Genomic DNA, 23135 nt, shown 5'->3' with positions numbered 1-23135 from the left:
TTTATTCATTTTTCCTACAGCTTGGATCGATACCTCTGTCGGGTGAAGCTTAAGGCTGATCCAGCCGTTCGGCCACACCCACACAGATAGCCATGATCAATTTGAGTTCCTTTTGCACCGTGCTCAAGGACACGCCCAATTGATCGGCAATCTCTTGGTAGCTGCAACCGTGCAGGCGGCTGAGGATGAAAATCCGCTGCTGGCGGGCGCTCAACTGGCCGAGGCTGACACTCAGGTGCTCCAGCAGCTGCTCTGCCTGGGTAGCTTCCTCCGGCGTGCTGGCCGGCGCGGCGACGCTTTGCAGGACATCCAGCGGGACATCCTCCTGCAGGGTACGCGCCTGAATCCTGCGCGAACGCAAGTGATCCAGCGCCAGGTTGCGGGCTGTCTGGTAGACAAAGGGTTCAAGGTGGTCGATTGGCCGCTCGCTCAGGGCCCGAGTCACGCGCAGGTAGGTTTCCTGCAACAGGTCCTCGGCAGTGCTGTGGTTATGCACCATGCGTTGCAGAGTTCGTAGCAGGATCACCCGTTGGGTGAGGAAGACGTGGTTGAAGCGAGATTGGCTCACAGTGATACCAGACCGATTTGCAGTGAATGATAATGCTTATCATCAACTGAAATGGCAAGTGGCACTTTGAGATGCCTTGGAGATTGTGTGGGAGCCAGGCTTATGTGGGAGCTGGCTTGCCTGCGATAGCATCACCTCGGTTTGACTGAACGACCGAGTCGCCTGCATCGCGGGCAAGCCCGGCTCCCACACAAGCCAGTTCACACAATCCAGCCCGGGGCTTATTCGGCGTTACACAACGCCAGGCAGTTATCCAGCATACGGTTGGAGAAGCCCCACTCGTTGTCATACCACGCGAGCACTTTGAGCAATTTGCCGCTGACCTTGGTGTGATTAGCGTCGAAGATCGACGACAGCGGGTTATGGTTGAAGTCGCTGGAAACCAGCGGCAGGGTGTTGTAGCCGAGGATCTTCGAATGCTGGCTGGCGTGTTTAAGCAGGGCGTTGACTTCATCGGCCGTGGCTTCTTTCTTCAACTGCACGGTGAGGTCCACCAGCGACACGTTGATCACCGGTACACGCACCGCCATGCCGGTCAGCTTGCCTGCCAGTTCCGGCAGCACCAGGCCCACCGCTTCAGCGGCGCCGGTCTTGCTCGGGATCATGTTCTGGGTGGCCGAACGCGCGCGGTACGGGTCGGTGTGGTACACGTCGGTGAGGTTCTGGTCGTTGGTGTAGGCGTGAATAGTGGTCATCAGCCCGCTTTCGATGCCCAGCTCGCGATGCAGCACCTGGGCCACCGGCGCCAGGCAGTTGGTGGTGCACGATGCGTTGGAAATGATCTGGTGGGATTGACGCAAAATGTCATGGTTTACCCCGTAGACCACAGTCGCGTCCGCGCCTTTGGCCGGGGCGGAGATGATCACCTTGCGCGCGCCAGCGCTAATATGCGCGGCAGCTTTGTCACGGTCGGTGAACAGGCCGGTGCATTCGAACACCACGTCAATCTTGTGCGCAGCCCACGGCAGGTCGGCGGGGTTGCGAATGGCACTCACGGCAATCCGGTCACCATTGACGGTCAGGCTTTCCTGATCGTGGGCAACCTCTGCGTCGAAAGTGCCGTGTACGGTGTCGTACTTGAGCAGATGGGCATTGATCGAACTGTCGCCCAAATCGTTGATGGCGACGATCTGCAGATCCTGGCGATAGCCTTGGGTATACAGTGCGCGCAGGACATTACGGCCGATACGGCCAAAACCATTGATTGCGATTCGAAGAGTCATCGGAAAGTGCCTGTCGTCGATTTGTTGTAAGAATTACAAGATTATTCGCATAAAAATAGAAAACAAGCCTTTTTAGTGGCAATATTTTGTTCAATCTACAACGAGTGACCTGAATCAACTGGTCCGATGATCCAAACGACCCCCTGCCATCCCATGAGCCGTGGGCGTTTGATCAGCATAGACTCTCAGGTCGCCACATCCGTTAGCCTGGAGTTCTATACATGCATCCCCGCGTTCTTGAGGTCACCGAACGGCTTATCGCCCGCAGCCGCGCCACCCGCGAGGCTTACCTTGCGCTCATTCGCGGCGCAGCCAGCGACGGTCCGATGCGCGGCAAGCTGCAATGCGCCAACTTCGCCCACGGCGTGGCCGGTTGCGGCACCGAAGACAAAAACAGCCTGCGCATGATGAATGCCGCCAACGTTGCAATTGTTTCTTCTTATAACGACATGCTCTCGGCGCATCAGCCCTACGAGCATTTCCCCGAACAGATCAAAAAGGCGCTGCGCGAAGTCGGCTCGGTCGGTCAGTTCGCCGGCGGCACCCCCGCCATGTGCGACGGCGTGACCCAGGGCGAGCCGGGCATGGAACTGAGCCTGCTCAGCCGTGAAGTCATTGCCATGTCCACGGCGGTAGCGCTGTCCCACAACATGTTCGACGCCGCGCTGATGCTGGGCATCTGCGACAAGATTGTTCCTGGCCTGATGATGGGCGCGCTGCGCTACGGCCACCTGCCGATGATTTTCGTGCCAGGCGGGCCGATGCCCTCGGGTATCTCCAACAAGCAGAAGGCCGATGTGCGCCAGCGCTATGCCGAAGGCAAGGCCAGCCGCGAAGAACTGCTGGAATCGGAGATGAAGTCCTACCACAGCCCCGGCACCTGCACTTTCTACGGCACCGCCAACACCAACCAGTTGCTGATGGAAGTCATGGGCCTGCACTTGCCTGGCGCTTCGTTCGTCAACCCGTACACGCCCCTGCGGGATGCGTTGACCCGTGAAGCTGCGCACCAGGTCACGCGTTTGACCAAGGCCAATGGCAACTTCACGCCGATTGGCGAGATTGTCGACGAGAAGTCCATCGTCAACTCCATCGTTGCGCTCAACGCCACTGGCGGCTCCACCAACCACACCCTGCACATGCCGGCCATTGCCATGTCGGCAGGCATCATCCTGACCTGGCAGGACATGGCCGACCTCTCCGAGGTGGTGCCGACCCTGTCCCACGTGTATCCAAATGGCAAGGCTGACATCAACCACTTCCAGGCGGCGGGCGGTATGTCGTTCCTGATCCGCGAACTGCTGGAAGCCGGCCTGCTTCACGAAGACGTCAACACCGTGGCCGGCAAGGGCCTGAGCCGCTATATCCAGGAACCTTTCCTGGTGGATGGCGAACTGGTCTGGCGCGACGGCCCGATCGAAAGCCTCGACGAAACCATCCTGCGCCCGGTGGCCCGTGCGTTCTCGCCGGAAGGCGGCTTGCGCGTGATGGAAGGCAACCTTGGCCGTGGCGTGATGAAGGTTTCGGCGGTAGCGCCGGAGCATCAGGTTGTCGAAGCGCCCGCGGTGGTGTTCCAGGACCAGCAGGACCTGGCCGATGCCTTCAAGGCTGGCCTGTTGGAAAAAGACTTTGTCGCGGTGATGCGCTTCCAGGGGCCGCGCTCCAACGGCATGCCGGAACTGCACAAGATGACCCCGTTCCTGGGCGTGTTGCAGGACCGTGGTTTCAAGGTGGCGCTGGTGACAGATGGGCGCATGTCCGGCGCGTCGGGTAAGATCCCTGCCGCGATCCACGTCAACCCCGAAGCCCAGAGCGGCGGGCCGCTGGCGCGGGTCCAGGATGGCGATATCATCCGTGTGGATGGCGTTACCGGCACCCTGGAGCTTAAGGTGGACGCCGAAGTATTTGCAGCGCGCACGCCTGCCACGGGCCTGTTGGGCAATAACGTGGGAGCCGGTCGCGAGCTGTTTGCATTCATGCGCTTGGCCGCAAGCTCCGCAGAGCAGGGCGCCAGCGCCTTTACCTCTGCCTTGGAGACGCTTAAGTGAAGCTTGCGCTGGTCGGTGACATCGGGGGGACTAACGCCCGTTTTGCGTTATGGCGGGATCAGGAACTGCATTCGATCCGCGTGCATGCCACGGCGGATCACGGCAGCCCTGAAGAGGCGATCAAGGTCTATCTCAAAGAGGAAGGCCTGGAAATCGGGGACATCGGTGCGGTGTGCCTGTCGGTGGCCGGGCCGGTGAGTGGCGATGAATTCAAGTTCACCAACAACCACTGGCGCCTGAGCAAAACCGCGTTTTGCCAGGCCCTGCAGGTGGATGAACTGTTGCTGGTCAACGACTTCTCGGCCATGGCCCTGGGCATGACCCGGCTCAAGCCCGACGAATTCCGCGTGGTCTGCGAAGGCACGCCGGAGCCCTTGCGCCCGGCCGTGGTGATCGGCCCAGGTACGGGTCTTGGTGTCGGCACCTTGCTGGACCTCGGCGCAGGCCGTTGGGCAGCATTGCCGGGGGAGGGTGGGCATGTCGACCTGCCCCTGAGCAGCCCACGGGAAACCCAGCTGTGGCAACACATCTACAGCGAGATCGGGCATGTCAGCGCCGAAACCGCGTTAAGCGGCGGCGGCCTGCCGCGGCTGTACCGGGCGATTTGTGCGGTGGATGGGCATGAGCCGGTGCTCGACACCCCCGAAGCCATCACGGCGGCGGGCCTGGCCGGCGATCCGGTGGCGATGGAAGTATTGGACCAGTTCAGCATCTGGCTGGGCCGGGTGGCGGGCAATAACGTCTTGACCACCGGTGGACGCGGTGGCGTGTACATCGTGGGTGGGGTGATACCGAGGTTTGCCGACTTCTTTATCGCCAGTGGTTTCGCCAAAAGCTTCGCGGATAAAGGCTGCATGAGCGACTACTTCAAAGGTATTCCAGTGTGGTTGGTGACGGCGCCGTATTCCGGGCTGACTGGGGCGGGTGTGGCGCTTGAGCAAGCTTTTGCATAGGTCATAATGGCGCCATCGCAGGCAAGCCAGCTCCCACAGTCCGGAATGCATTCCAAGTGTGGGAGCTGGCTTGCCTGCGATGACGGCCTAAAGCGCACCCGATGATTTAAGCCAGGCCATAACAACAAGGAGGCCCCCGTGAGCGTAATCAGTAAATCCATTCTCCTCGTCGACGACGACCAGGAAATCCGCGAATTGCTGCAAACCTACCTCAGTCGCGCCGGCTTCCAGGTCCGTGGCGTGTCCGACGGTGCGGGGTTCCGCCAGGCAATGAACGAGGCGCCGTGCGACCTGGTCATCCTCGATGTCATGTTGCCAGACGAAGACGGCTTCAGCCTGTGCCGCTGGATTCGCCAGCACCCGCGCCAGGCGCAGGTGCCGATCATCATGCTCACCGCCAGTTCCGACGAAGCCGACCGCGTGATCGGCCTGGAGCTGGGCGCCGATGACTATATCGGCAAACCATTCAGCCCCCGCGAGTTGCAGGCGCGTATCAAGGCACTGCTGCGCCGCTGCCAATTCGGCCAGGAGCGCAGCAGCGGCGGTGATGTGTGGGTGTTCGATGAATGGCGCCTGGATATGATCAGCCACCGCTTGTTTCATGTGGATGGTGAAGAGGTGATCCTCTCCGGTGCCGACTTCGCCTTGCTCAAGTTGTTTCTCGACCACCCGCAACAGATCCTCGACCGCGACACCATCGGCAACGCCACCCGTGGCCGCGACCTCATGCCCTTGGACCGTATCGTCGACATGGCCGTCAGCCGCTTGCGCCAGCGCCTGCGCGACACCGAGAAACCTCCGCGGCTGATCCGCACCGTGCGTGGCAGCGGCTATCAACTGGCAGCCAGCGTGGTTGCCGGCAATGCCCACTGAAGCGCTGAACGAACGTCGCCGCCGCTTCCCGGTACCCCGCTCGCTGCTGGGGCGCATGTTACTGTTGACCTTGCTGGCGGTGCTGTTCGCCCAGGCGCTGTCCAGCGTGATCTGGGTGTCGCAATTGCGCGCCACCCAGCTTGAGGGCTTGGTCACCAGCGCCCGCAGCCTAGCGCATTCAATGACTGCCAGCGTGAGTTACTTCCGGTCGCTGCCGGTGGCCTATCGCCCGTTGGTGCTGGACCAATTGCGCAGCATGGGCGGCACGCGTTTTGTGGTGACCCTCAATGATCGCCCGCTGGACATGCAGCTATTGCCCGAAACCCCACGCAAGCAGGCGGTGCTGGTGGCAGTGGATGAAGTGCTGCGCCAGACCCTGGGTGCCGACGTGCATATCTCGGTGGAGTTCGTCAGCGCCGAAGACCTGCGCATCTTCAATGCCGGCCTGAAGCTCGACGAACTGCCACGCTCCTGGGCCCATTACGCGTTGACCCTGGAGCCGGTGAACCCGCCGGTGCTGGTCACCCAGATCCAACTGGCACCCGGTGAATGGCTGTACATCGCCTCGCTATTGCCCGAGCCCTACACCAGCCTGGAAGAGCAAGGCCTGCCGTCCCAGCAGGTGTGGTTCATCGTGCTCACCAGCGGTTTTCTGCTGCTGTTCATCGGCCTGCTGGTGCACTGGCAAAGCCGACCGCTCAAGCGCCTGGCGCGAGCGGCGCGGGACATGTCCCTGGGCGCCGATGTGGAGCCGGTGGCTGAAGGCGGCGGCAGTGAAGTGGTGGAAGTGGGCCGTGCGTTCAATGCCATGCGTGAACGCATCAGCCGTTACCTGACCGAGCGCAGCCAGTTGTTCAGCGCGATTTCCCATGACCTGCGCACACCCATCACCCGCCTGCGCCTGCGCGTGGAATTGCTGGAGGACGAGAACCTGCAAAACAAATTCGGCCGTGACCTGGATGAACTGGAATTGCTGGTCAAGGGCGCGTTGCAATGCGTGAAAGACACCGACATCCACGAAAACATCCAGCCGGTGGACCTCAACCACGTCCTCGAATGCCTGGTGGAGCCATACCTGGCCCCCCATGGCAATGGCCGAGTGACCCTCGATGGCGCGGCGCTGTCAGCCTACCCAGGCAAGCCGCTGGCGCTCAAGCGTTGCATCGGCAACCTGATCGACAACGCGCTGAAGTACGGGCAGAACGCGCATTTGCATATCGAGGACGATGGCGCGCAGTTCATTCTGCATGTGGATGACGAGGGGCCTGGTGTGCCGCAGCAGCGGCTGGAACAGGTATTTGAACCGCACTTTCGACTGGCCGGCCAGCAGCAGGGTTACGGGCTGGGGTTGGGCATTGCGCGCAATATTGCCCATAGCCATGGGGGCGAAGTGAGTTTGCAGAACCTGCGCGAAGGCGGCCTGCGCGTCACCCTGCAACTACCAAGAACCTTGGACTAACAAATACCTGAGATCAAATGTGGGAGCTGGCTTGCCTGCGATAGCGGTGGTTCAGTTGACTCATTAGTGACTGACACACCGCCATCGCAGGCAAGCCAGCTCCCACATGTTGCTCTGCGTACATCAGATGCTTTGACGCAACCGGGCCAGGTCGCGCAGCGGCGGCGCACCGAACAACCGGCTGTACTCCCGGCTGAACTGGGACGGGCTTTCATACCCCACCCGATAGCCCGCCGCCGAGGCCTCCAGCCCTTCGGCAATCATCAGCCGCCGGGCTTCCTGCAAGCGCAGTTGCTTCTGGTATTGCAGCGGGCTCATGGCCGTGATCGCTTTGAAGCGATGGTGCAGGGTCGAGACGCTCAGGTTCACTTCTTTGGCCAGGTCGTCGATGCGCAGCGGCTGTTCATAGTTGCCGTTCAGCCAGGTGATCGCCTGGCTCACCCGATGACTCTGGCTGTTAGCCACAGCGATTTCATACAGGCGATAACCCTGCGGGCCACGCAGCAAGCGGTAGAGAATTTCACGGTTGATCAAGGGCGCGAGCATCGCGATGTCTTTAGGCGTGTCCAGCAAGCGGGTCAGGCGCAGCACCGCGTCGAGCAGTGCGTGATCGATGCGGTCGACGTACATGCCTCGTGAGGTCGGGCGCGAGGGCACGCCCATCGGCCCGGCCTCTGCGATCAGCGCGGTGAGCTGCGCCGGGTCGATATTGATACGCACCGAGAGGTTCGGGTCCTCGGCGGTGGCGTCAATAATGCGGCCGGCCACCGGCATCGCCACCGAGAACACCAGGTAGTTGAGCGGGTCGTAGGCAAAGATCTCGTCGGCCAGGCGCACTTCCTTACTGCCACTGGCTAGGATGCACAGCGCGGGTTCCACCAGCACCGGCATGAAATCCCGGGGCGCGTTGTGGCGGTTCAGGTACAGCGAGGTGATCGCCGTGCCATAGGAGCCGTCCTCCCAGGTATGGCGGTGCACGATACTGGCCAGCTCGGCGCGTTGTTTCTCCATCTCGGCATCGAGGGGAACGGGCTTGGATTCGGGCGACGGCATGGGGCGTCCTCTACACGCGGCTTTGATGGGCTCAGCTTAGCGGCGGCTTTTCAAAAAGTGTTACGTCGATTCTGCAGCATCCTTGCCTGATCCTGCGAGATCGCGTGAATCAGGCAAGTACGCAGCCTGTCATCTGCCTGAAACATGGGGCCTGGGCCTGGAATAAATTCTGAGACCGAACGTCCTCCCTACGCTTCTCGCAGGATTGTGCAATAAGCCTGCAGGAATTGACTAACCGCGCTTACCGCCGCGCCGTTATCTTTGATCCTGTGGCAACACGCCCTCATTGTGCTTGCCGAGCATCACTTCTCAACGGGAGAGTCGAACATGTCCACCCCCATTCCCGCGAGCCATATGGCCTTTATCCGCGCCCGTAGCGGGTGCAGCACCGAACTCGGTGCACGCTTGAGCAGTTTGATCGAACCGGGTCGCCAGGCCCAGGGTTGCCTGCAATTCTCGTTGCAGCACTCCCAGGTCGACCCCGATGTATGGCTGGTATCCGGGTTCTGGAGCAGCGAGCAGGCCATGAGCGCCTACTTCAACTCTCCGGCCCTGATGATCTTCACTGAGCTTCTGAACGACATGGTCGTGCGCAGCATGGACTTCCAGACCTTCACCGACGCATCGGCGGCACAGGCCTACGGCGAGTACCTGCAACTGGCCGGTTAACGGTTAGAATGGCCGACTTTCCATTGGCCAGGACTTGCAACATGGCACGTAAACAATTTGCCCACCACGAAGCCGTTTCCGCCGTAGTACCGGGCGAAGGTGGCTACAGCGCCGCCGTCGCCGTCAAGGCACTGGATGGCATGGGCGCACCCAGGTTTCACAAGATCCTTGATGGGCAGACGTTCAAGGCAGCGTCCGATGCCGATGATGCGGCGACGTTGCAACTCGAGCATCTGGTCGATGTGGATGCAGAAGGCCAACTGACCTGGGCGACTGCTGAACGCTGAGGCAGCACACCTAACCAATGTGGGAGCTGGCTTGCCTGCGATAGCGGTGTATCAGTCACTCTTGGGTTAACTGACCCACCGCTATCGCAGGCAAGCCAGCTCCCACAGTTTTGATTGCATTGCAGTCAGGGTTTGGTGGCGCCTGGGCGGTACATCTTGAACAGCGCTTCTGGCCCCAGCTGGAAATAATCCGCCGGGCCACCCCCGCGTAAAATCGGCTCGGCGGCAGCGGTGTCGTAGATCCCGTCCTTGAGCAACCATTTGGCGATGTGCACCGCAACCACCTCGCCCAGCACCAGCCAGCTCGGCACCAACTGTTGGTCGGCACGTTGCAGCTGGATGATCTGCGTCACCTTGCACTCGAACGACACCGGGCTCTCGCCCACCCGTGGTACGCCAACGATTTTCGAAGCCACCGGCGTCAAGCCGGAGAGTTCGAATTCATTCACCTCGGGCGATACGGCCGCGCAACTCTGGTTCATCTGCTCGGCCAGCGGGCGGGTGGCCAGGTTCCAGACGAATTCGCCGGTCTGTTCGATATTGTTCAGGCTGTCTTTACGCCCGACACTGGAAAACCCAATGATCGGCGGAATGTAGTTGAATGCGTTGAAGAAACTGTAGGGCGCCAGGTTCAGGCGGCCTTCGCGGTCGTGCGAGGAGATCCAGCCAATCGGGCGTGGGCCGACGATGGCATTGAACGGGTCATGGGGCAGGCCGTGGCCGTTGGCGGGTTCGTAAAAGTGGATGTCGTCAGGCATGGCCGGGGTTCCTGCTACGCGGTTTGGGAGGCGGTCATAGTGCAATTCATGGCGGTGAATTTCCATCGTGCCCATGGATTTTTCATACATCTGCCACCTATTTTTCACAGTTTCCCCTTCAGTCTGCGCCCAAGGTCAATACCCCCTATAAGACTGAGCCTTGGAGCTATCTACTGCATGAATAAACTTCCTCAGATCACCCTGGCGTTCTGGGTCATGAAAATCTGCGCAACCACCTTGGGCGAAACCGCCGGAGACTTGCTGTCGATGACCTTGAACGTTGGCTACGCCATCAGCTCCATGATCCTCATTAGCGTGTTCCTGGTGACCCTGGTGACGCAACTCTGGTCGAAAACCTACAACCCGGTGCTGTACTGGATCGTGATTTTGTCTACCAGTACTGCGGGTACCACGATGTCCGACTTCATGGACCGCACGCTGGGACTGGGCTACGCCACCGGGTCGATGATCCTGATCGTGATCCTGATGATCATCTTTGCATTGTGGCACCTCAGTGGTGACTCGCTGAACGTGAACAAGGTGCAGACCTTCCGAGGGGAGCTGTTTTACTGGATGGCGATCCTGTTCTCCAACACCTTGGGCACCGCATTGGGCGATTTCCTCGCGGACGATTCGGGGCTGGGCTTCGCCGGTGGCGCATTGTTGATCGGCTCAACCATCGCCGCGGTGGTGGTACTCAAGTACTTCACCCGCATCTCGTCGGTATTGTTGTTCTGGGTGGCGTTTGTACTGACACGGCCGTTTGGCGCGACCTTGGGGGATTTTCTGACCAAACCCCATGAAAAAGGCGGCTTGGATTTCGGCACCATCGGTTCATCCGCGGTATTGGCTGCGGTGCTGGTGGTGATGATTGCTGGCGCGTCGTATGCGCAGCGGCGCTATGGGCGCAATGAGGCCGCAGAGTTGTCCTAAGGCTAAATGAGGGAGCGGGCTTGCTGTGGCGAGGGAGCTTGCTCCCGTTCGACAGCGTAGCTGGAGCCAGCTTTTTGGGGGCGCTTCGCACCCCAGCGCAAGCAAGCTTGCTCGCCACAGCAAGCCCGCTCCCACATTTTTTAGTCGGTGGTGATGCGTGAGTGTTTACGCGTGTCTTTCATGGTCACGTAGACCATCAACGACACGGCGATACACGCGGTCACGTACCAGTAGTAGCCCGTTTCCATACCGATGCTCTTGAACCACAGCGCGATGTATTCAGCGGTACCGCCGAAGATCGACACGGTCAGGGCATACGGCAGGCCCACGCCCAGTGCGCGGATTTCGGTCGGGAACAGCTCGGCCTTCACCACGGCGTTGATCGAGGTGTAGCCGCTGACGATGATCAGCGCCGCCATGATCAGGAAGAACGCGCCCCACCAGCTCTGGATGGTGTGCAGGGTGGTGAGGATCGGCACGGTGAACAGGGTGCCAAGCACGCCGAAGGCGATCAGGATCGGGCGGCGGCCGATTTTATCCGACAGCCCGCCGATGATCGGTTGCAGGCACATGAACAGAAACAGCGTCGCCGCCGAGATGGTGGTGGAGTCGGAGATGCTCATGCCGACCGTGTTCACCAGGTATTTCTGCATGTAGGTGGTGTAGGTGTAGAACGCCAGGGTGCCGCCCATGGTCAAGCCGACCACGGTCATCAGTTCCTTGGGGTGACGCATCAAGGTGCGCATTGCGCTTTCCTTGGCTTTTTCTTTCTTGGTGAACGACTCGGTTTCTTCCATGCCGCGACGCAGGTACAGCGCGACCACTGCGCACAGGGCGCCGATGGCGAACGGGATACGCCAGCCCCAGGCATACAACTGCTCGGTGGTGAGCACCTGTTGCAGCACGATCAGCACCGCCAGCGCGATGAGCTGGCCGGAGATCAGGGTCACGTACTGGAAGCTTGAGTAGAACCCGCGACGTTCCTTGGTGGCCATCTCACTCAGGTAAGTGGCAGAGGTGCCGTATTCGCCGCCGACCGACAGGCCCTGCAGCAGGCGGGCAAACACCAGCAGGATCGGCGCACCGATACCAATGATTTCATAGCCTGGGCTCAGGGCAATCAGCAGCGAGCCGAAGCACATCAGGTACACCGAGGCCATCAAGGCTTTTTTACGCCCGACTTTGTCGGCGTAGAGGCCCATCAGCCAGCCACCGATCGGGCGCATCAGGAAGCCCACGGCGAAGATCGCGGCGGTGTTGAGCAGTTGGGCAGTGGTGTCGCCTTTGGGGAAGAAGGCTTTGGCGAAGTACAGCGAGAAGGCGGCGTAGACGTACCAGTCGTACCATTCGACCATGTTGCCGACCGATCCGCTGAAGATCGACTTGATGCGGCTGGAGGTGGTGCGCTCCTGCGCTTTTGCGGCCGTCGATCCCAGAGGCACGGTGTTGGAGTTATCCATTGAAGGATCCTTCATCTAGTTGTTTTTATGGAGCGGCGCGTGCGCAGCCTGTTGGGGCTATAGCAGGAGCTGTGCCAGGTAGAGGAAGGCCCGCAATAGAAGGGTTGCGGGATTTTATTGAGCGGAAAGTCGCTGATGGTTTTTGGGTGATGAGCGGAAATCCGCTTATGGCTGCCGACGCCATCGCAGGCAAGCCAGCTCCCACACCTGCTGTGTTCACAGACCAAAATGTGGGAGCGGGCTTGCCCGCGATGGTGATCCAAATATCGCTACACAAACATCTCCCTTACCAACCCATGCCTCTGCATCTTCTCATTGAAGGTACGGCGCGGCAGTTGTAACTCGGCCAGCACCGCCTTGATATCGCCCTTGTGACGCGTCAACGCGGCCTTCAGGCAGTGTGCCTCGAACGCTTCTTGCTGCGCTGCTAACGACTGCCCGGCCTCGATCCCTTGCGGTTCCGGCTCGTCCAGCCCCAACACCTGGCGCTCGGCGACGTTGGCCAGTTCGCGCACATTGCCCGGCCAGTCATGGCTGAGCAGGCGCCCCAACTGTGGCCCACTCAAGGGCTCGACCTGGCGGCCCAGACGCTCGGCGGCGCTTTGCGCAAAATGCTCGTACAGCAGCGGAATATCTTCGCGACGTTCACGCAATGGCGGCAGGCGCAGTTGCGCGACGTTGAGCCGATAGGCCAGGTCTTCGCGAAAGCGCCCGGCACGGGCTTCTTCCAGCAGGTCGGGCTTGGTGGCAGCGATGATGCGCAGGTCCACTTGGATACTCTGGTTGGAGCCCAGCCGCTCCAGCTTCTGTTCCTGCAATACGCGCAGCAATTTCACTTGCTGGGCCAGGGGCATGCTTTCGATTTCATCCAGGAACAAGGTGCCGCCGTGGGCATATTCCAGTTTGCCGATGCGTTTGCCCTGGGCGCCGGTGAAGGCGCCGCTTTCATGTCCGAAGAGTTCGGCTTCGAACAACTGCTCGGGGATTGCCGCGCAATTGAGGGCCACGAACGGCTTCTTTGCGCGTGGGCCGAAGTCGTGCAGGCAGCGGGCGACCAACTCCTTGCCGCTGCCGGTTTCACCGCGAATCAGCACATTGACCGGCAAACTCGCCAGGTCCAGCACTTGGCGGCGCAAGCTTTGAAGGCCCTTGGACACACCCAGCAGGCTGGACTCCAACTGCGCGCGATGATCGGCCTGTTGATGCAGGCGGCGGTTTTCCAGGATCAGGCCACGCTTGTCCAACGCCCGGCGCAGGCTGTTGAGCAAGGCGTCGGGGCTGAAGGGTTTTTCCAGGAAGTCGTAGGCGCCGTCGCGCATGGCTTCGACGGCCATTGGCACGTCGCCATGGCCGGTGAGCAAAATCACCGGCAAATCGGCATCGCGGCGCTGCACCTCGGCCAACAGTTCAAGGCCGCTGAGCCCTGGCATGCGCACGTCGCTCAGAATCACCCCGGCAAAGTCCTTGGGCAGTTGCGCCAGGCACTCTTCGGCGCGGCTGAACAGCTGCACGTCAAACCCCGACAGGCTCAGCCATTGCTCGACGGCCGTGCGAATACTGGCTTCGTCATCGACCACAATCACCGCGTTCAACATAGGTCTGGCGTCTCCAGGGCGATAGGCAGGGTCAAGGTGAAAGTCGCGCCATCGCCACGGTTGGCGGCACTCAGGCGTCCGCCCAGTTCATGCACGATAGCGTAGGACACCGCGAGTCCCAAACCGAGCCCGTCGCCCACCGGTTTGGTGGTGAAAAACGGGTCGAACACGCTGCTCAAATGTTCTTCGGCAATCCCGCCGCCGCTGTCGCAGACGCTCAACTGCCACAGCTGCTGATCGGCGTGCAGGCGGATTTCCAGGCGCTTGCGCGGTTTGTCGGCCATGGCGTCGAGGGCGTTGCGCAACAGGTTGATCAGCACCTGTTCCAGGCGGATCGCGTCGCCACGTACCCAGGCCGGGCGGGTGAGGTCCAGCACCACACCGATGGCTTCGTCACGCAGGCGCGCGTCGAGCAGGTGCAAGGATTGGTCGACCACCGTCGCCAGGTCCAGCTTTTCGCGCAGGCCACTGGGGCTCTTGCGCGCGAACGTCTTGAGGTGGCCGGTGAGCGCGGCCATGCGCGTGAGCATGTCATCCAATGGCGTGAGCGCCTTGTAGGCATCGTCCACGCGACCATGGTCGAGCAGCAGCCGCAGCGTCGCCAGTTGCATGCGCTGGGCGGTCAGCGGCTGGTTGATTTCATGGGCGAGGGCGGCCGACATTTGCCCCAATGCCGCCAGCTTGGCCGACTGCACCAGGCCATCCTGGGCGGTGCGCAGCGCCTGGGTGCGTTCTTCGACCAATTGCTCCAGTTCTTCACGGCTGCGCTGGCGCAAGCGGGCCAGGCGCCAGCGCTGGCTGAGGAACAGCACCAGGAACACCAATGCCAGCCACGAACCCGCAGCGGCAAGGCCCGCGTTACGTTGGTCTTCAAAGGCAAACTGGGGTTTGCGCAACAGGTGCAGGGTCCAACCTTCGCGCTTGAGCGGCAGCGACTCCCAGATGTAATTGGCGTTGCCGTCGGGGCCGCCGACGCGAATCAAGTGGCTGTTTTCGTCAAAGCGTTGCAGGGGCTGGGTGTCCAGTGGCTGCAGTTGCTTCTTGTCGTATTGGCGGGTGGTCTTGAGTTCAGCCAGGTCATTTTCGGACAACGGCCGCAGGTTGCGATAACGCCAGCCCGGCTGGTTGGCGATAAACACGATGCCCCGCGCATCGCTGACCAACAGCAGGTCATTGCCCTGGGCCCACTCGCGCTCCAGCTCGGGGAACTCCAGCTTGACCACCATGGCGCCGAGGAACTGCTCGTGCTCATCCACGACCGCACTGGAAAGAAAGTAGCCCGGAATACCCGTGGTCACGCCCACTGCATAAAAGCGCCCGGTGCCGTGGCTCAAGGTCTGGCTGAAATACGGCCTGAACGCGTAGTTGTGGCCGACATAACTGCTGGGCAGGTTCCAGTTGCTGGCGGCCACGGCCAGGCCGGTGCGGTCCATCAGTTCCAGGGTCGAAGACTGCGCAGCGCCGTTGATGCGCTCCAGCTTGCGGTTGAGCCGGTCTTGCGTGGTGGCGTCCAGCGGGCCCTTCAAGGCGCTGATCATCTCCGAATCCAGCGCCAGCACGGCGGGCAGGGCACGGTAGCGTTCGATCAGGGTGTGCAGCGAGTTGGCATACAGCGCCAGCTGCTGATTGGCACGGGCGGCGTCGTCCACCAAGGCCTGGCGTTCGGCATGGCGCGTGGCCAAGGCGGCAGCCAGCACCGCACCGGCGATGATCAACAGAGAATAGAAGGTCAGGCGCAGGGGGCGAGGGATCACGATCATACGATGATGAACAGGCACGGTAAGGGGCGAGCACCATAGCATGGGCAGCTCATATCTTGTGACCAAGGAGCTTGTGGGGGAGCTGGCTTGCCTGCGATGACGGCCTGACAGCCGACATCTATCTACCTGACACCCCACGATCCAACTGTGGGAGCTGGCTTGCCTGCGATGACGGCCTGACAGCCGACATCTATCTACCTGACACCCCACGATCCAACTGTGGGAGCTGGCTTGCCTGCGATGACGGCTTGCCAGCCGACGGCTATCTACCTGACACCCCACGATCGCAATGTGGGAGCGGGCTTGCTCGCGAAGGCGGCCTGACAGCCGACCGGGATGTGGGATCAGATTGAGTACATATCCGTTAGTTAGGTAACGGCCACTTAGGGTTCCGCCCTGACGGCGGCTCACTTTGCAAAAGCGGCAAAGTAAGCAAAACGCTCTTGCCCCACCACTCGGCACCTCGCCTAGGTTCGGCCAGCGTGGTTTAACGGGGCGCCTGAGATCAAGATCAAAAGCAGATCAAGAGCAAGATCAGGAGCAAGATCAGGAGCAGTCCCTTGCTCCAGGCATAAAAAAGGCGACTGGGCCGTGGGGCCGCAGTCGCCTTTATTCTTTTGGATGAGGTGCTTACTGCACTTCTACCGCCAGGCTGTCACTGATCTTTTTCTGCCAGATGGCAGGACCGGTGATGTGGACGGATTCACCTTTGCTGTCTACTGCAACGGTGACCGGCATGTCTTTGACGTCGAACTCGTAGATGGCTTCCATACCCAGTTCGGCGAAGGCAACCACGCGCGACTTCTTGATGGCTTGGGCCACCAAATAAGCGGCGCCGCCCACGGCCATCAGGTACACGGCCTTGTGATCCTTGATCGCTTCGATGGCGGTAGGGCCGCGCTCGGATTTGCCGATCATGCCCAGCAGGCCGGTTTGCTCCAGGATCTGGCGGGTGAACTTGTCCATCCGCGTTGCAGTGGTCGGGCCCGCTGGGCCAACCACTTCTTCGCGCACCGGATCAACCGGGCCGACGTAGTAGATAAAGCGGCCCTTGAGGTCCACCGGCAAGGTTTCGCCCTTGTTCAGCATCTCGACCATGCGCTTGTGCGCCGCATCGCGACCGGTAAGCATCTTGCCGTTGAGCAGGACGGTTTCGCCCGGCTTCCAGCTCTGCACTTCTTCCGGGGTCAGGGTGTCGAGGTTGACGCGGCGAGCCGATGGGCCGGCTTCCCAGACGATTTCCGGGTAGGCGTCCAACGGTGGCGCTTCCAGTGACGCCGGGCCCGAGCCGTCGAGCACGAAGTGCGCGTGACGGGTGGCGGCGCAGTTGGGGATCATGCACACCGGCAGGGACGCGGCGTGGGTCGGGTAGTCCATGATCTTCACGTCGAGCACGGTGGTCAGGCCACCCAGGCCCTGGGCGCCGATGCCCAGTTGGTTGACCTTCTCGAACAGCTCCAGGCGCATTTCTTCGATACGGTTTTGCGGGCCGCGCTTTTTCAGCTCGTGGATGTCGATGGACTCCATCAACACTTCCTTGGCCATTACCGCGGCTTTCTCGGCGGTACCGCCGATGCCAATGCCGAGCATGCCCGGTGGGCACCAGCCGGCGCCCATGGTCGGAACAGTCTTGAGCACCCAGTCGACGATCGAGTCGGACGGGTTGAGCATGGCCATTTTCGACTTGTTCTCGGAGCCGCCACCCTTGGCCGCCACGTCCACTTCCACGGTGTTACCCGGGACGATGGAATAGTGGATGACCGCAGGGGTGTTATCCTTGGTGTTCTTGCGGGCGCCGGCCGGGTCGGCGAGGATCGAGGCGCGCAGGACGTTTTCTGGCAGGTTGTAGGCGCGACGCACGCCTTCGTTGATCATGTCGTCCAGGCCCATGGTTGCGCCGTCCCAGCGCACGTCCATACCCACGCGCACGAACACGGTGACAATACCGGTGTCCTGGCAGATCGGGCGATGGCCGGTGGCGCACATGCGCGAGTTGATCAGGATCTGGGCGATGGAGTCACGGGCTGCCGGCGATTCTTCGCGCAGGTAGGCTTCGTGCATGGCCTGGATGAAATCAACGGGGTGGTAGTAGGAAATGAATTGCAGGGCGTCGGCAACGCTCTGAATCAGGTCGTCTTGCTTGATCACGGTCATGAGTCGCGCTCCTCTATAAGGGAACATTCAATAAAGATGGCCTCAGTGTTGCATCGGTCGGCTGAAGCCATCTTTCCAAGGCACGCCAGAATGGTGCAGGCGCGACGCTAAAAAGGCGCGGCAGTATAACCCGGCACGGTGGCCGATACACCCGACTATGGTCAAACTGTCGCAGGCATGATTCCCTGTGCGCGCTCCTTATGATCGAGTCTTTATATGCCTGAACTGTATGTCGGCGAACGCCACTGGTCGGTCACCCCCGGCAGCAACCTGCTGGATGCCTTGAATCAGGCCGGTGTGGCCGTGCCCTTCAGTTGCCGGGCCGGCAGTTGCCATGCGTGCCTGGTGCGTTGCGAGGGTGAGGTTGACGACCAGCAGCCCGAAGCCCTGAGCCCGACGCAGCGCCAGCAAGGTTGGCGCCTGGCGTGCCAGTGCCGGGTCATTGCGGACCTGAAGGTCGACGCGTTTGATCCCCTGCGCGATGGCTTGCCCGCCCAGGTGGTGGGCGCCGATTGGCTGAGTTCGACGGTACTGCGCCTGCGCCTGCAACCAGAACGTGCCCTGCGGTACAGGGCCGGGCAGCATTTGGTGCTGTGGGCAGGGCAGGTGGCACGCCCTTATTCCCTGGCGAGTTTGCCCCAGGAGGAGCCGTATCTGGAGTTCCATATCGACTGCCGTCAACCCGGTGCCTTCAGCGATGCCGCGCGACAGTTGAAGGTCGGTGATCCTGTATGCCTGGGCGAACTGCGGGGTGGAGCGCTGCACTATGATCCTGACTGGCAATCACGACCCTTGTGGCTGCTGGCCTCCGGTACTGGCCTGGGCCCCTTGTGGGGCGTGTTGCGCGAGGCACTGCGCCAGGATCATCAAGGCGAGATTCGCTTGATTCACCTGGCCCATGAGGCCGAGGCTCATTATCTGGCTGAACCCCTGGCAGCGCTTGCCGCGCAACATGGGCACCTCACCGTGGAGCTATGGACCGCGGCGCAGTTGCAGCCGGCATTGGCGCAACTGCGGCTGGTTTCCCGGCACACCCTGGCCTTGCTTTGCGGGCACCCTGCCAGCGTCGAGGCCTTTTCCAAGCGCTTGTTCCTGGCGGGACTGCCGCGTAATCAATTGCTGGCGGATGTGTTCCTGGCTCGCCCTTTTACGTTATGAAAAGCCTGGTCAAGTCGGTATCGGAGCTTATCGTCCGGAGCCGATGACGCCATCGCAGGCAAGCCAGCTCCCACAGTAGACCGAGTTGTCTGACTATTGTGGGAGCTGGCTTGCCTGCGATGAGGCGCTGAAATTCAACACAGTGGCCTGCACTGAAATGCAAAAAGCCCCGCCATTCACAGGGCGGGGCTTTTGTTTTTCAGCTTGTCACTCAGACCTGCGGGTCGCCCACATGCAGGATCTTCATGCCATTGGTGCCACCGGTGGTGTGGTAGCTGTCGCCCTTGGTCAGGATGACCCAGTCGCCTTTCTCCACGACGCCGCGTTTGACCAACTCGTCGATCGCCTTCTGGCTGACTTCGTTCGGTGCCAGCGACGCCGGGTCGAACGGGATGGTGTACACGCCGCGGAACATGGCCGCGCGGGCCTGGGCTTCGCGGTGTGGGGTGAACGCGTAGATAGGCACCGAGGAACGGATGCGCGACATGATCAACGGCGTGTAGCCACTTTCGGTCAGGGCGATGATGGCCTTGACACCCGGGAAGTGGTTGGCGGTGTACATGGCAGCCAGGGCGATGCTCTGGTCACAGCTTTCGAAAACCTTGCCGATGCGGTGGCTGGAGGTCTTGCTGGTCGGGTGCTTTTCGGCACCGACGCAGATACGCGCCATGGCCTGCACGGCTTCCAGCGGGTACGGGCCGGCGGCACTTTCAGCCGAGAGCATCACGGCGTCGGTGTAGTCGAGCACGGCGTTGGCCACGTCGGACACTTCGGCACGGGTCGGCATCGGGTTCTGGATCATCGACTCCATCATCTGGGTCGCAACGATCACCGCTTTGTTATGACGGCGTGCGTGCAGGATGATCTTCTTCTGGATACCGATCAGCTCGGCGTCACCGATTTCCACGCCCAGGTCGCCACGGGCAACCATCACGGCATCGGAAGCCTTGATCAGGCCGTCGAGGGTTTCATCATCGGCCACGGCTTCAGCACGCTCGATCTTCGCTACCAGCCAGGCGGTACCGCCGGCTTCGTCGCGCAGCTTACGGGCGTATTCCATGTCGGCGGCGTCGCGCGGGAAGGACACGGCGAGGTAGTCCACTTCCATTTCGGCGGCGAGCTTGATGTCAGCCTTGTCTTTTTCAGTCAGGGCCGGCGCCGTCAGGCCACCACCGCGACGGTTGATGCCTTTGTGGTCGGACAGCGGGCCGCCGATGATCACGGTGCAATTGAGTTCGGTCGGCGTGGCGGTGTCGACGCGCATGACCACACGGCCGTCGTCCAGCAGCAGCTCGTCACCGACGCCGCAGTCCTTGACCAGGTCCGGGTAGTCGATGCCCACCACGTCCTGGGTGCCTTCGGTCAGCGGGTGGCTGGTGGAGAAGGTGAATTTGTCACCGATCTTCAGCTCGATCCGCTTGTTGGTAAATTTGGCGATACGGATTTTCGGGCCTTGCAGGTCGCCCAAGAGTGCAACGAAGCGGCCATGCTTGGCGGCCAGGTCACGCACCAGCTTGGCACGAGCCTTGTGCTCGTCCGGGGTGCCGTGGGAGAAGTTCAGACGGGCGACGTCCAAACCAGCCAGAATCAGCTGTTCGAGGACTTCCGGCGAGTTACTGGCCGGGCCAAGGGTGGCGACGATTTTGGTACGACGGACGGACATGCACGGACTCCTGAGTTCAAGCGCTGGGGAAGGCTACTATGCTCTTTCGTTGTAGTCATTGTTCGTTTGCACTACTTATCGACGATTGGCTTGTTTTGGCTGCGGTTGAATGGGTAAACGCCTTGAAGATTTTCGACCAGGGGTCGATACACTGCACAAGACAGGAGAACCCCATGCGAATTTTGCTCGTTGCTGCCCTGGCCGTCAGTGTTGTCGGCTGTACCCGCTGGTCGATGGACCACCATTTGAACAACGCTTACCGTGCCTATGGGGTTGGTGATTGCCAGCGTGTCACCCTGGAGTTGTCCCAGGTCGATCGCGAGAGCCGTACCCGCCGCTACGTGCAACCGGAGGTTTCGATGTTGCGCGGGCAGTGCCTGGAACGCCAGAAACTGTTTGTCGATGCCGCACAGACCTATCAGTTCATCATCGGCCACTACCCGTCTAGCGAGTACGCCTATCGAGCCCGCGCGCGGCTCGATACCTTGCAGCAACTGGGGCATCTGCCGGCTGCAGGCCTGGCAAAACCAAGGCCTGCGTCGTTGTAATGGTATTTGTCATTTTATAGCTGGCCTGTCGCCAGTCTTGGGCTAATCTTTGAATGTCTGTTTGTGCAGTTTCCCATTCGAACGGATGCAAGGCCCGGATTCGGCATTTGTTTGGTGACAAGCGGTAGGTTTTGTCACACCGAGATCCAGGGAGAGCGAGCGATTGCTTGTTCCGAATCACTGGCACGGCCAGATTTTTGGCTATTGGATGGCGACTTCACCATGTTTACCGAACGACGGATCGAGCGGCATCAACTGCCGTATTTTCTGCAGGTGTTCAATTGTATTACCGACAAGCCAATCGGCTATCTTGGAAATGTGTCTGAAAACGGTCTGATGCTGATCAGCTCGTTACCCATGATGACCGAGGTGGATTTCGAGCTGCGCTTGAAAGTGCCGGTGGCGCAAGGCGAGTTCAAGGCGATTGACCTCACGGCAACCTGCTTGTGGAGCCACGAGGATGTCACCCCGCAGCATTACGACTCGGGGTTCAGCGTGCTTGAGGCGCCCGAGGAATACCGGCACCTGATCAACGCGCTGTTGCAGTACTTCAGCTTTTATCCTTTGCAGGCCTCTGTCTGAATTATGCGTGGGGTCTTGGCCGTTTCCTGGCCATACCCCTGCGCAGTCATCCTCAGAATACCCCGGCCTTTTTCCACTCCAGATAGCGTGTGACCAGCCCGGCACCCAGCGCCGATGGCAAGGTATCGAGCACCGACAGCCCATGGGCACTCAAACGATCATGGCGTTGGTTGCGGGTGTTGAGGTAATCGATCGTGCCGCTGTAAGCCAGGGCTTCGGGCAATGTCTGCACAGGCGTCTGACGTAGCTGGTCGAGGACCTCTTCCCTCAGGCTGGCCACCAGTACCCGGTGATGCCTGCCGATACGCTGGACGGCAGCCATCAGCGCTTCATCCTCCTCATCCCGCAGGTTGGTGACGATGATCACCAGCGCCCGGCGTTTTTGACGTGCCAACAACTGGCTGGCGGCCGCCTGGTAGTCGGCGGTTTTTCGCGTGGTCTGTAGGTCATAGACCGCATTGAGCAACAGGTTCAATTGGCCACTGCCCTTGACCGGCTTCAGGTAGCGCGGCTGGTCGCTGGCGAACGTGCACAGCCCTACCGCATCGCCCTGTCGCAAGGCGACATAGCTCAGCAGCAGGCAGGCATTGAGCGCGTGATCAAAATGGGACAGTTCGTCATCCTGGCTGCGCATGTGCTGGCCGCAATCGAGCATGAACACGATTTGCTGGTCGCGTTCGTCCTGGTATTCCCGGGCAATGGGCGTTCGTTGACGGGCGGTGGCTTTCCAGTCGATCTGACGCAGGCTGTCACCTTCACGAAACTCGCGCAGTTGGTGAAATTCCAGGCCCAACCCTCGCCGCTGATGTTGGCGCACGCCCAGTTGGCTCAGCCAGTTATCCACACCCCGTAACTGCGCACCGTATAAGCGCGCGAAATCCGGGTAAACACGGGTGGAATCGCGGGTGTCGACCCATCGTCGTGCCGACCACAGCCCCAATGGGCTGGGCAGCAGCAGCTCGCAGCGACTGAAATGGAAGTGCCCGCGCCGCAAGGGGCGCACGCGATAGCCCAGCTCAGCACGTTCACCGGGGCGTAGTTGAATGAATTGACGCAGGTTCTCCACACCCAGGCCATCGGGCACGTGATCGAACACCTGCACGGTCAGTGGTTGCGGGTAGTCGTGCTCCAGGCACAGGCGTATTTCTTCCCAGCGCCCCAGCGCCAGGCTGCCGGGCAGTGTCCTGTATACGCGGACCGAGGGGCGGCGGCGCAAGCGTGCGGCATCCAGCATCGCCAGCAGCAACAGGGCCAGCAGCAGGCCCCAGGCTACCGAATGCAAGGTGGCGGGCGCTTTGAACTGCAACGCTGCCGAAGCGCCCAACAAGATGTTCAAACCGAGCAGAACGCCCAGCCAGGTCAGCAGCAGACGAGTCGGTTTCATGGCCGCG

The 23135-nt window shown here is 60.9% G+C and carries 20 protein-coding genes; 10 read left to right on the top strand and 10 right to left on the bottom strand.

All coding sequences use genetic code 11. The features are described 5' to 3' along the window. Positions 1-49: 49 nt before the first annotated feature. Positions 50-568 carry a sigma-70 family RNA polymerase sigma factor gene (locus MHH62_RS18730; protein WP_003193922.1) on the bottom strand — a complete coding sequence of 173 codons (519 nt, stop codon included), beginning with the start codon at positions 566-568 and terminating at the stop codon, positions 50-52. 221 nt (positions 569-789) lie between these two features. Continuing rightward, on the bottom strand, positions 790-1791 hold the full coding sequence (gap, locus tag MHH62_RS18725) for a type I glyceraldehyde-3-phosphate dehydrogenase (RefSeq protein ID WP_003193921.1): 1002 nt from the start codon (positions 1789-1791) through the stop codon (positions 790-792). A 221-nt stretch (positions 1792-2012) separates the two neighbouring features. Between gap and edd the strand changes: the two genes are divergently transcribed. From edd to MHH62_RS18705, 4 genes are all read left to right on the top strand, one after another. Beyond that, complete coding sequence (gene edd / locus MHH62_RS18720; protein ID WP_014719752.1) at positions 2013-3839, top strand: phosphogluconate dehydratase; 1827 nt, start codon at positions 2013-2015, stop codon at positions 3837-3839. Beyond that, a complete protein-coding gene (locus MHH62_RS18715; RefSeq protein WP_014719751.1) occupies positions 3836-4792 on the top strand; it encodes a glucokinase in 957 nt (318 codons plus the stop codon). The genes edd and MHH62_RS18715 overlap by 4 nt, the downstream gene beginning before the upstream one ends. A gap of 138 nt (positions 4793-4930) precedes the next feature. After that, entirely contained in the window at positions 4931-5665 is a 735-nt protein-coding gene (locus MHH62_RS18710) for a response regulator transcription factor (protein ID WP_003193918.1), read from the top strand. Further along, the gene (locus MHH62_RS18705) at positions 5655-7124 is read left to right on the top strand and encodes an ATP-binding protein (protein WP_014719750.1); all 1470 of its coding nucleotides are present in this window, start codon (positions 5655-5657) and stop codon (positions 7122-7124) included. The genes MHH62_RS18710 and MHH62_RS18705 overlap by 11 nt, the downstream gene beginning before the upstream one ends. Before the next feature lie 123 nt (positions 7125-7247). Here MHH62_RS18705 and MHH62_RS18700 read toward each other — a convergent pair whose 3' ends face one another. Continuing rightward, the gene (locus tag MHH62_RS18700; RefSeq protein ID WP_003193916.1) at positions 7248-8177 is read right to left on the bottom strand and encodes an AraC family transcriptional regulator; all 930 of its coding nucleotides are present in this window, start codon (positions 8175-8177) and stop codon (positions 7248-7250) included. A 327-nt stretch (positions 8178-8504) separates the two neighbouring features. On the opposite strand from MHH62_RS18700, the gene MHH62_RS18695 reads away from it, so the two are divergent. Together MHH62_RS18695 and MHH62_RS18690 are read left to right on the top strand one after the other, a co-directional pair. Then, positions 8505-8846, top strand: a complete 342-nt coding sequence (locus tag MHH62_RS18695) for an antibiotic biosynthesis monooxygenase family protein (protein WP_003193915.1) — start codon at positions 8505-8507, stop codon at positions 8844-8846. Between the two features lie 41 nt (positions 8847-8887). Next, positions 8888-9133, top strand: coding sequence for a hypothetical protein (locus tag MHH62_RS18690; RefSeq protein WP_339231617.1), 246 nt, complete (start codon positions 8888-8890; stop codon positions 9131-9133). Positions 9134-9258: 125 nt separating this feature from the next. Here MHH62_RS18690 and MHH62_RS18685 read toward each other — a convergent pair whose 3' ends face one another. Then, positions 9259-9891, bottom strand: coding sequence for a flavin reductase family protein (locus MHH62_RS18685; protein WP_014719748.1), 633 nt, complete (start codon positions 9889-9891; stop codon positions 9259-9261). Positions 9892-10068: 177 nt separating this feature from the next. Between MHH62_RS18685 and MHH62_RS18680 the strand changes: the two genes are divergently transcribed. Then, on the top strand, positions 10069-10824 hold the full coding sequence (locus tag MHH62_RS18680) for a hypothetical protein (RefSeq protein WP_019817341.1): 756 nt from the start codon (positions 10069-10071) through the stop codon (positions 10822-10824). Between the two features lie 140 nt (positions 10825-10964). Here MHH62_RS18680 and MHH62_RS18675 read toward each other — a convergent pair whose 3' ends face one another. The 4 genes from MHH62_RS18675 to MHH62_RS18660 form a co-directional block, all read right to left on the bottom strand. Beyond that, the gene (locus MHH62_RS18675; RefSeq protein ID WP_014719746.1) at positions 10965-12284 is read right to left on the bottom strand and encodes an MFS transporter; all 1320 of its coding nucleotides are present in this window, start codon (positions 12282-12284) and stop codon (positions 10965-10967) included. 269 nt (positions 12285-12553) lie between these two features. Beyond that, positions 12554-13879 carry a sigma-54 dependent transcriptional regulator gene (locus tag MHH62_RS18670; protein ID WP_003193910.1) on the bottom strand — a complete coding sequence of 442 codons (1326 nt, stop codon included), beginning with the start codon at positions 13877-13879 and terminating at the stop codon, positions 12554-12556. Beyond that, positions 13873-15639, bottom strand: coding sequence for an ATP-binding protein (locus MHH62_RS18665; protein ID WP_020301343.1), 1767 nt, complete (start codon positions 15637-15639; stop codon positions 13873-13875). The genes MHH62_RS18670 and MHH62_RS18665 overlap by 7 nt, the downstream gene beginning before the upstream one ends. Positions 15640-16269: 630 nt before the next feature. After that, entirely contained in the window at positions 16270-17793 is a 1524-nt protein-coding gene (locus MHH62_RS18660; RefSeq protein ID WP_003193907.1) for a fumarate hydratase, read from the bottom strand. Positions 17794-18009: 216 nt separating this feature from the next. Here MHH62_RS18660 and MHH62_RS18655 point away from each other — a divergent pair, with 216 nt between their 5' ends. Next, complete coding sequence (locus tag MHH62_RS18655) at positions 18010-18951, top strand: iron-sulfur-binding ferredoxin reductase (protein ID WP_103452038.1); 942 nt, start codon at positions 18010-18012, stop codon at positions 18949-18951. 211 nt (positions 18952-19162) lie between these two features. Here MHH62_RS18655 and pyk read toward each other — a convergent pair whose 3' ends face one another. After that, positions 19163-20614 (bottom strand): pyruvate kinase, encoded by a 1452-nt coding sequence (gene pyk, locus MHH62_RS18650; protein ID WP_003193904.1) that lies wholly within the window; start codon positions 20612-20614, stop codon positions 19163-19165. Between the two features lie 173 nt (positions 20615-20787). Here pyk and MHH62_RS18645 point away from each other — a divergent pair, with 173 nt between their 5' ends. Further along, entirely contained in the window at positions 20788-21162 is a 375-nt protein-coding gene (locus tag MHH62_RS18645) for a hypothetical protein (RefSeq protein ID WP_003193903.1), read from the top strand. A gap of 222 nt (positions 21163-21384) precedes the next feature. After that, positions 21385-21744 (top strand): PilZ domain-containing protein, encoded by a 360-nt coding sequence (locus MHH62_RS18640; protein WP_339231614.1) that lies wholly within the window; start codon positions 21385-21387, stop codon positions 21742-21744. 52 nt (positions 21745-21796) lie between these two features. On the opposite strand, the gene MHH62_RS18635 is transcribed toward MHH62_RS18640, so the two are convergent. Further along, positions 21797-23128 carry a DUF58 domain-containing protein gene (locus tag MHH62_RS18635; RefSeq protein WP_339231613.1) on the bottom strand — a complete coding sequence of 444 codons (1332 nt, stop codon included), beginning with the start codon at positions 23126-23128 and terminating at the stop codon, positions 21797-21799. Positions 23129-23135: the final 7 nt, after the last annotated feature.

It is taken from the genome of Pseudomonas sp. FSL L8-0168 (assembly GCF_037976155.1).
Classification (GTDB): Bacteria; Pseudomonadota; Gammaproteobacteria; order Pseudomonadales; family Pseudomonadaceae; genus Aquipseudomonas; species Aquipseudomonas paracarnis.
This window is presented reverse-complemented; position numbering and strand designations above follow the sequence as displayed.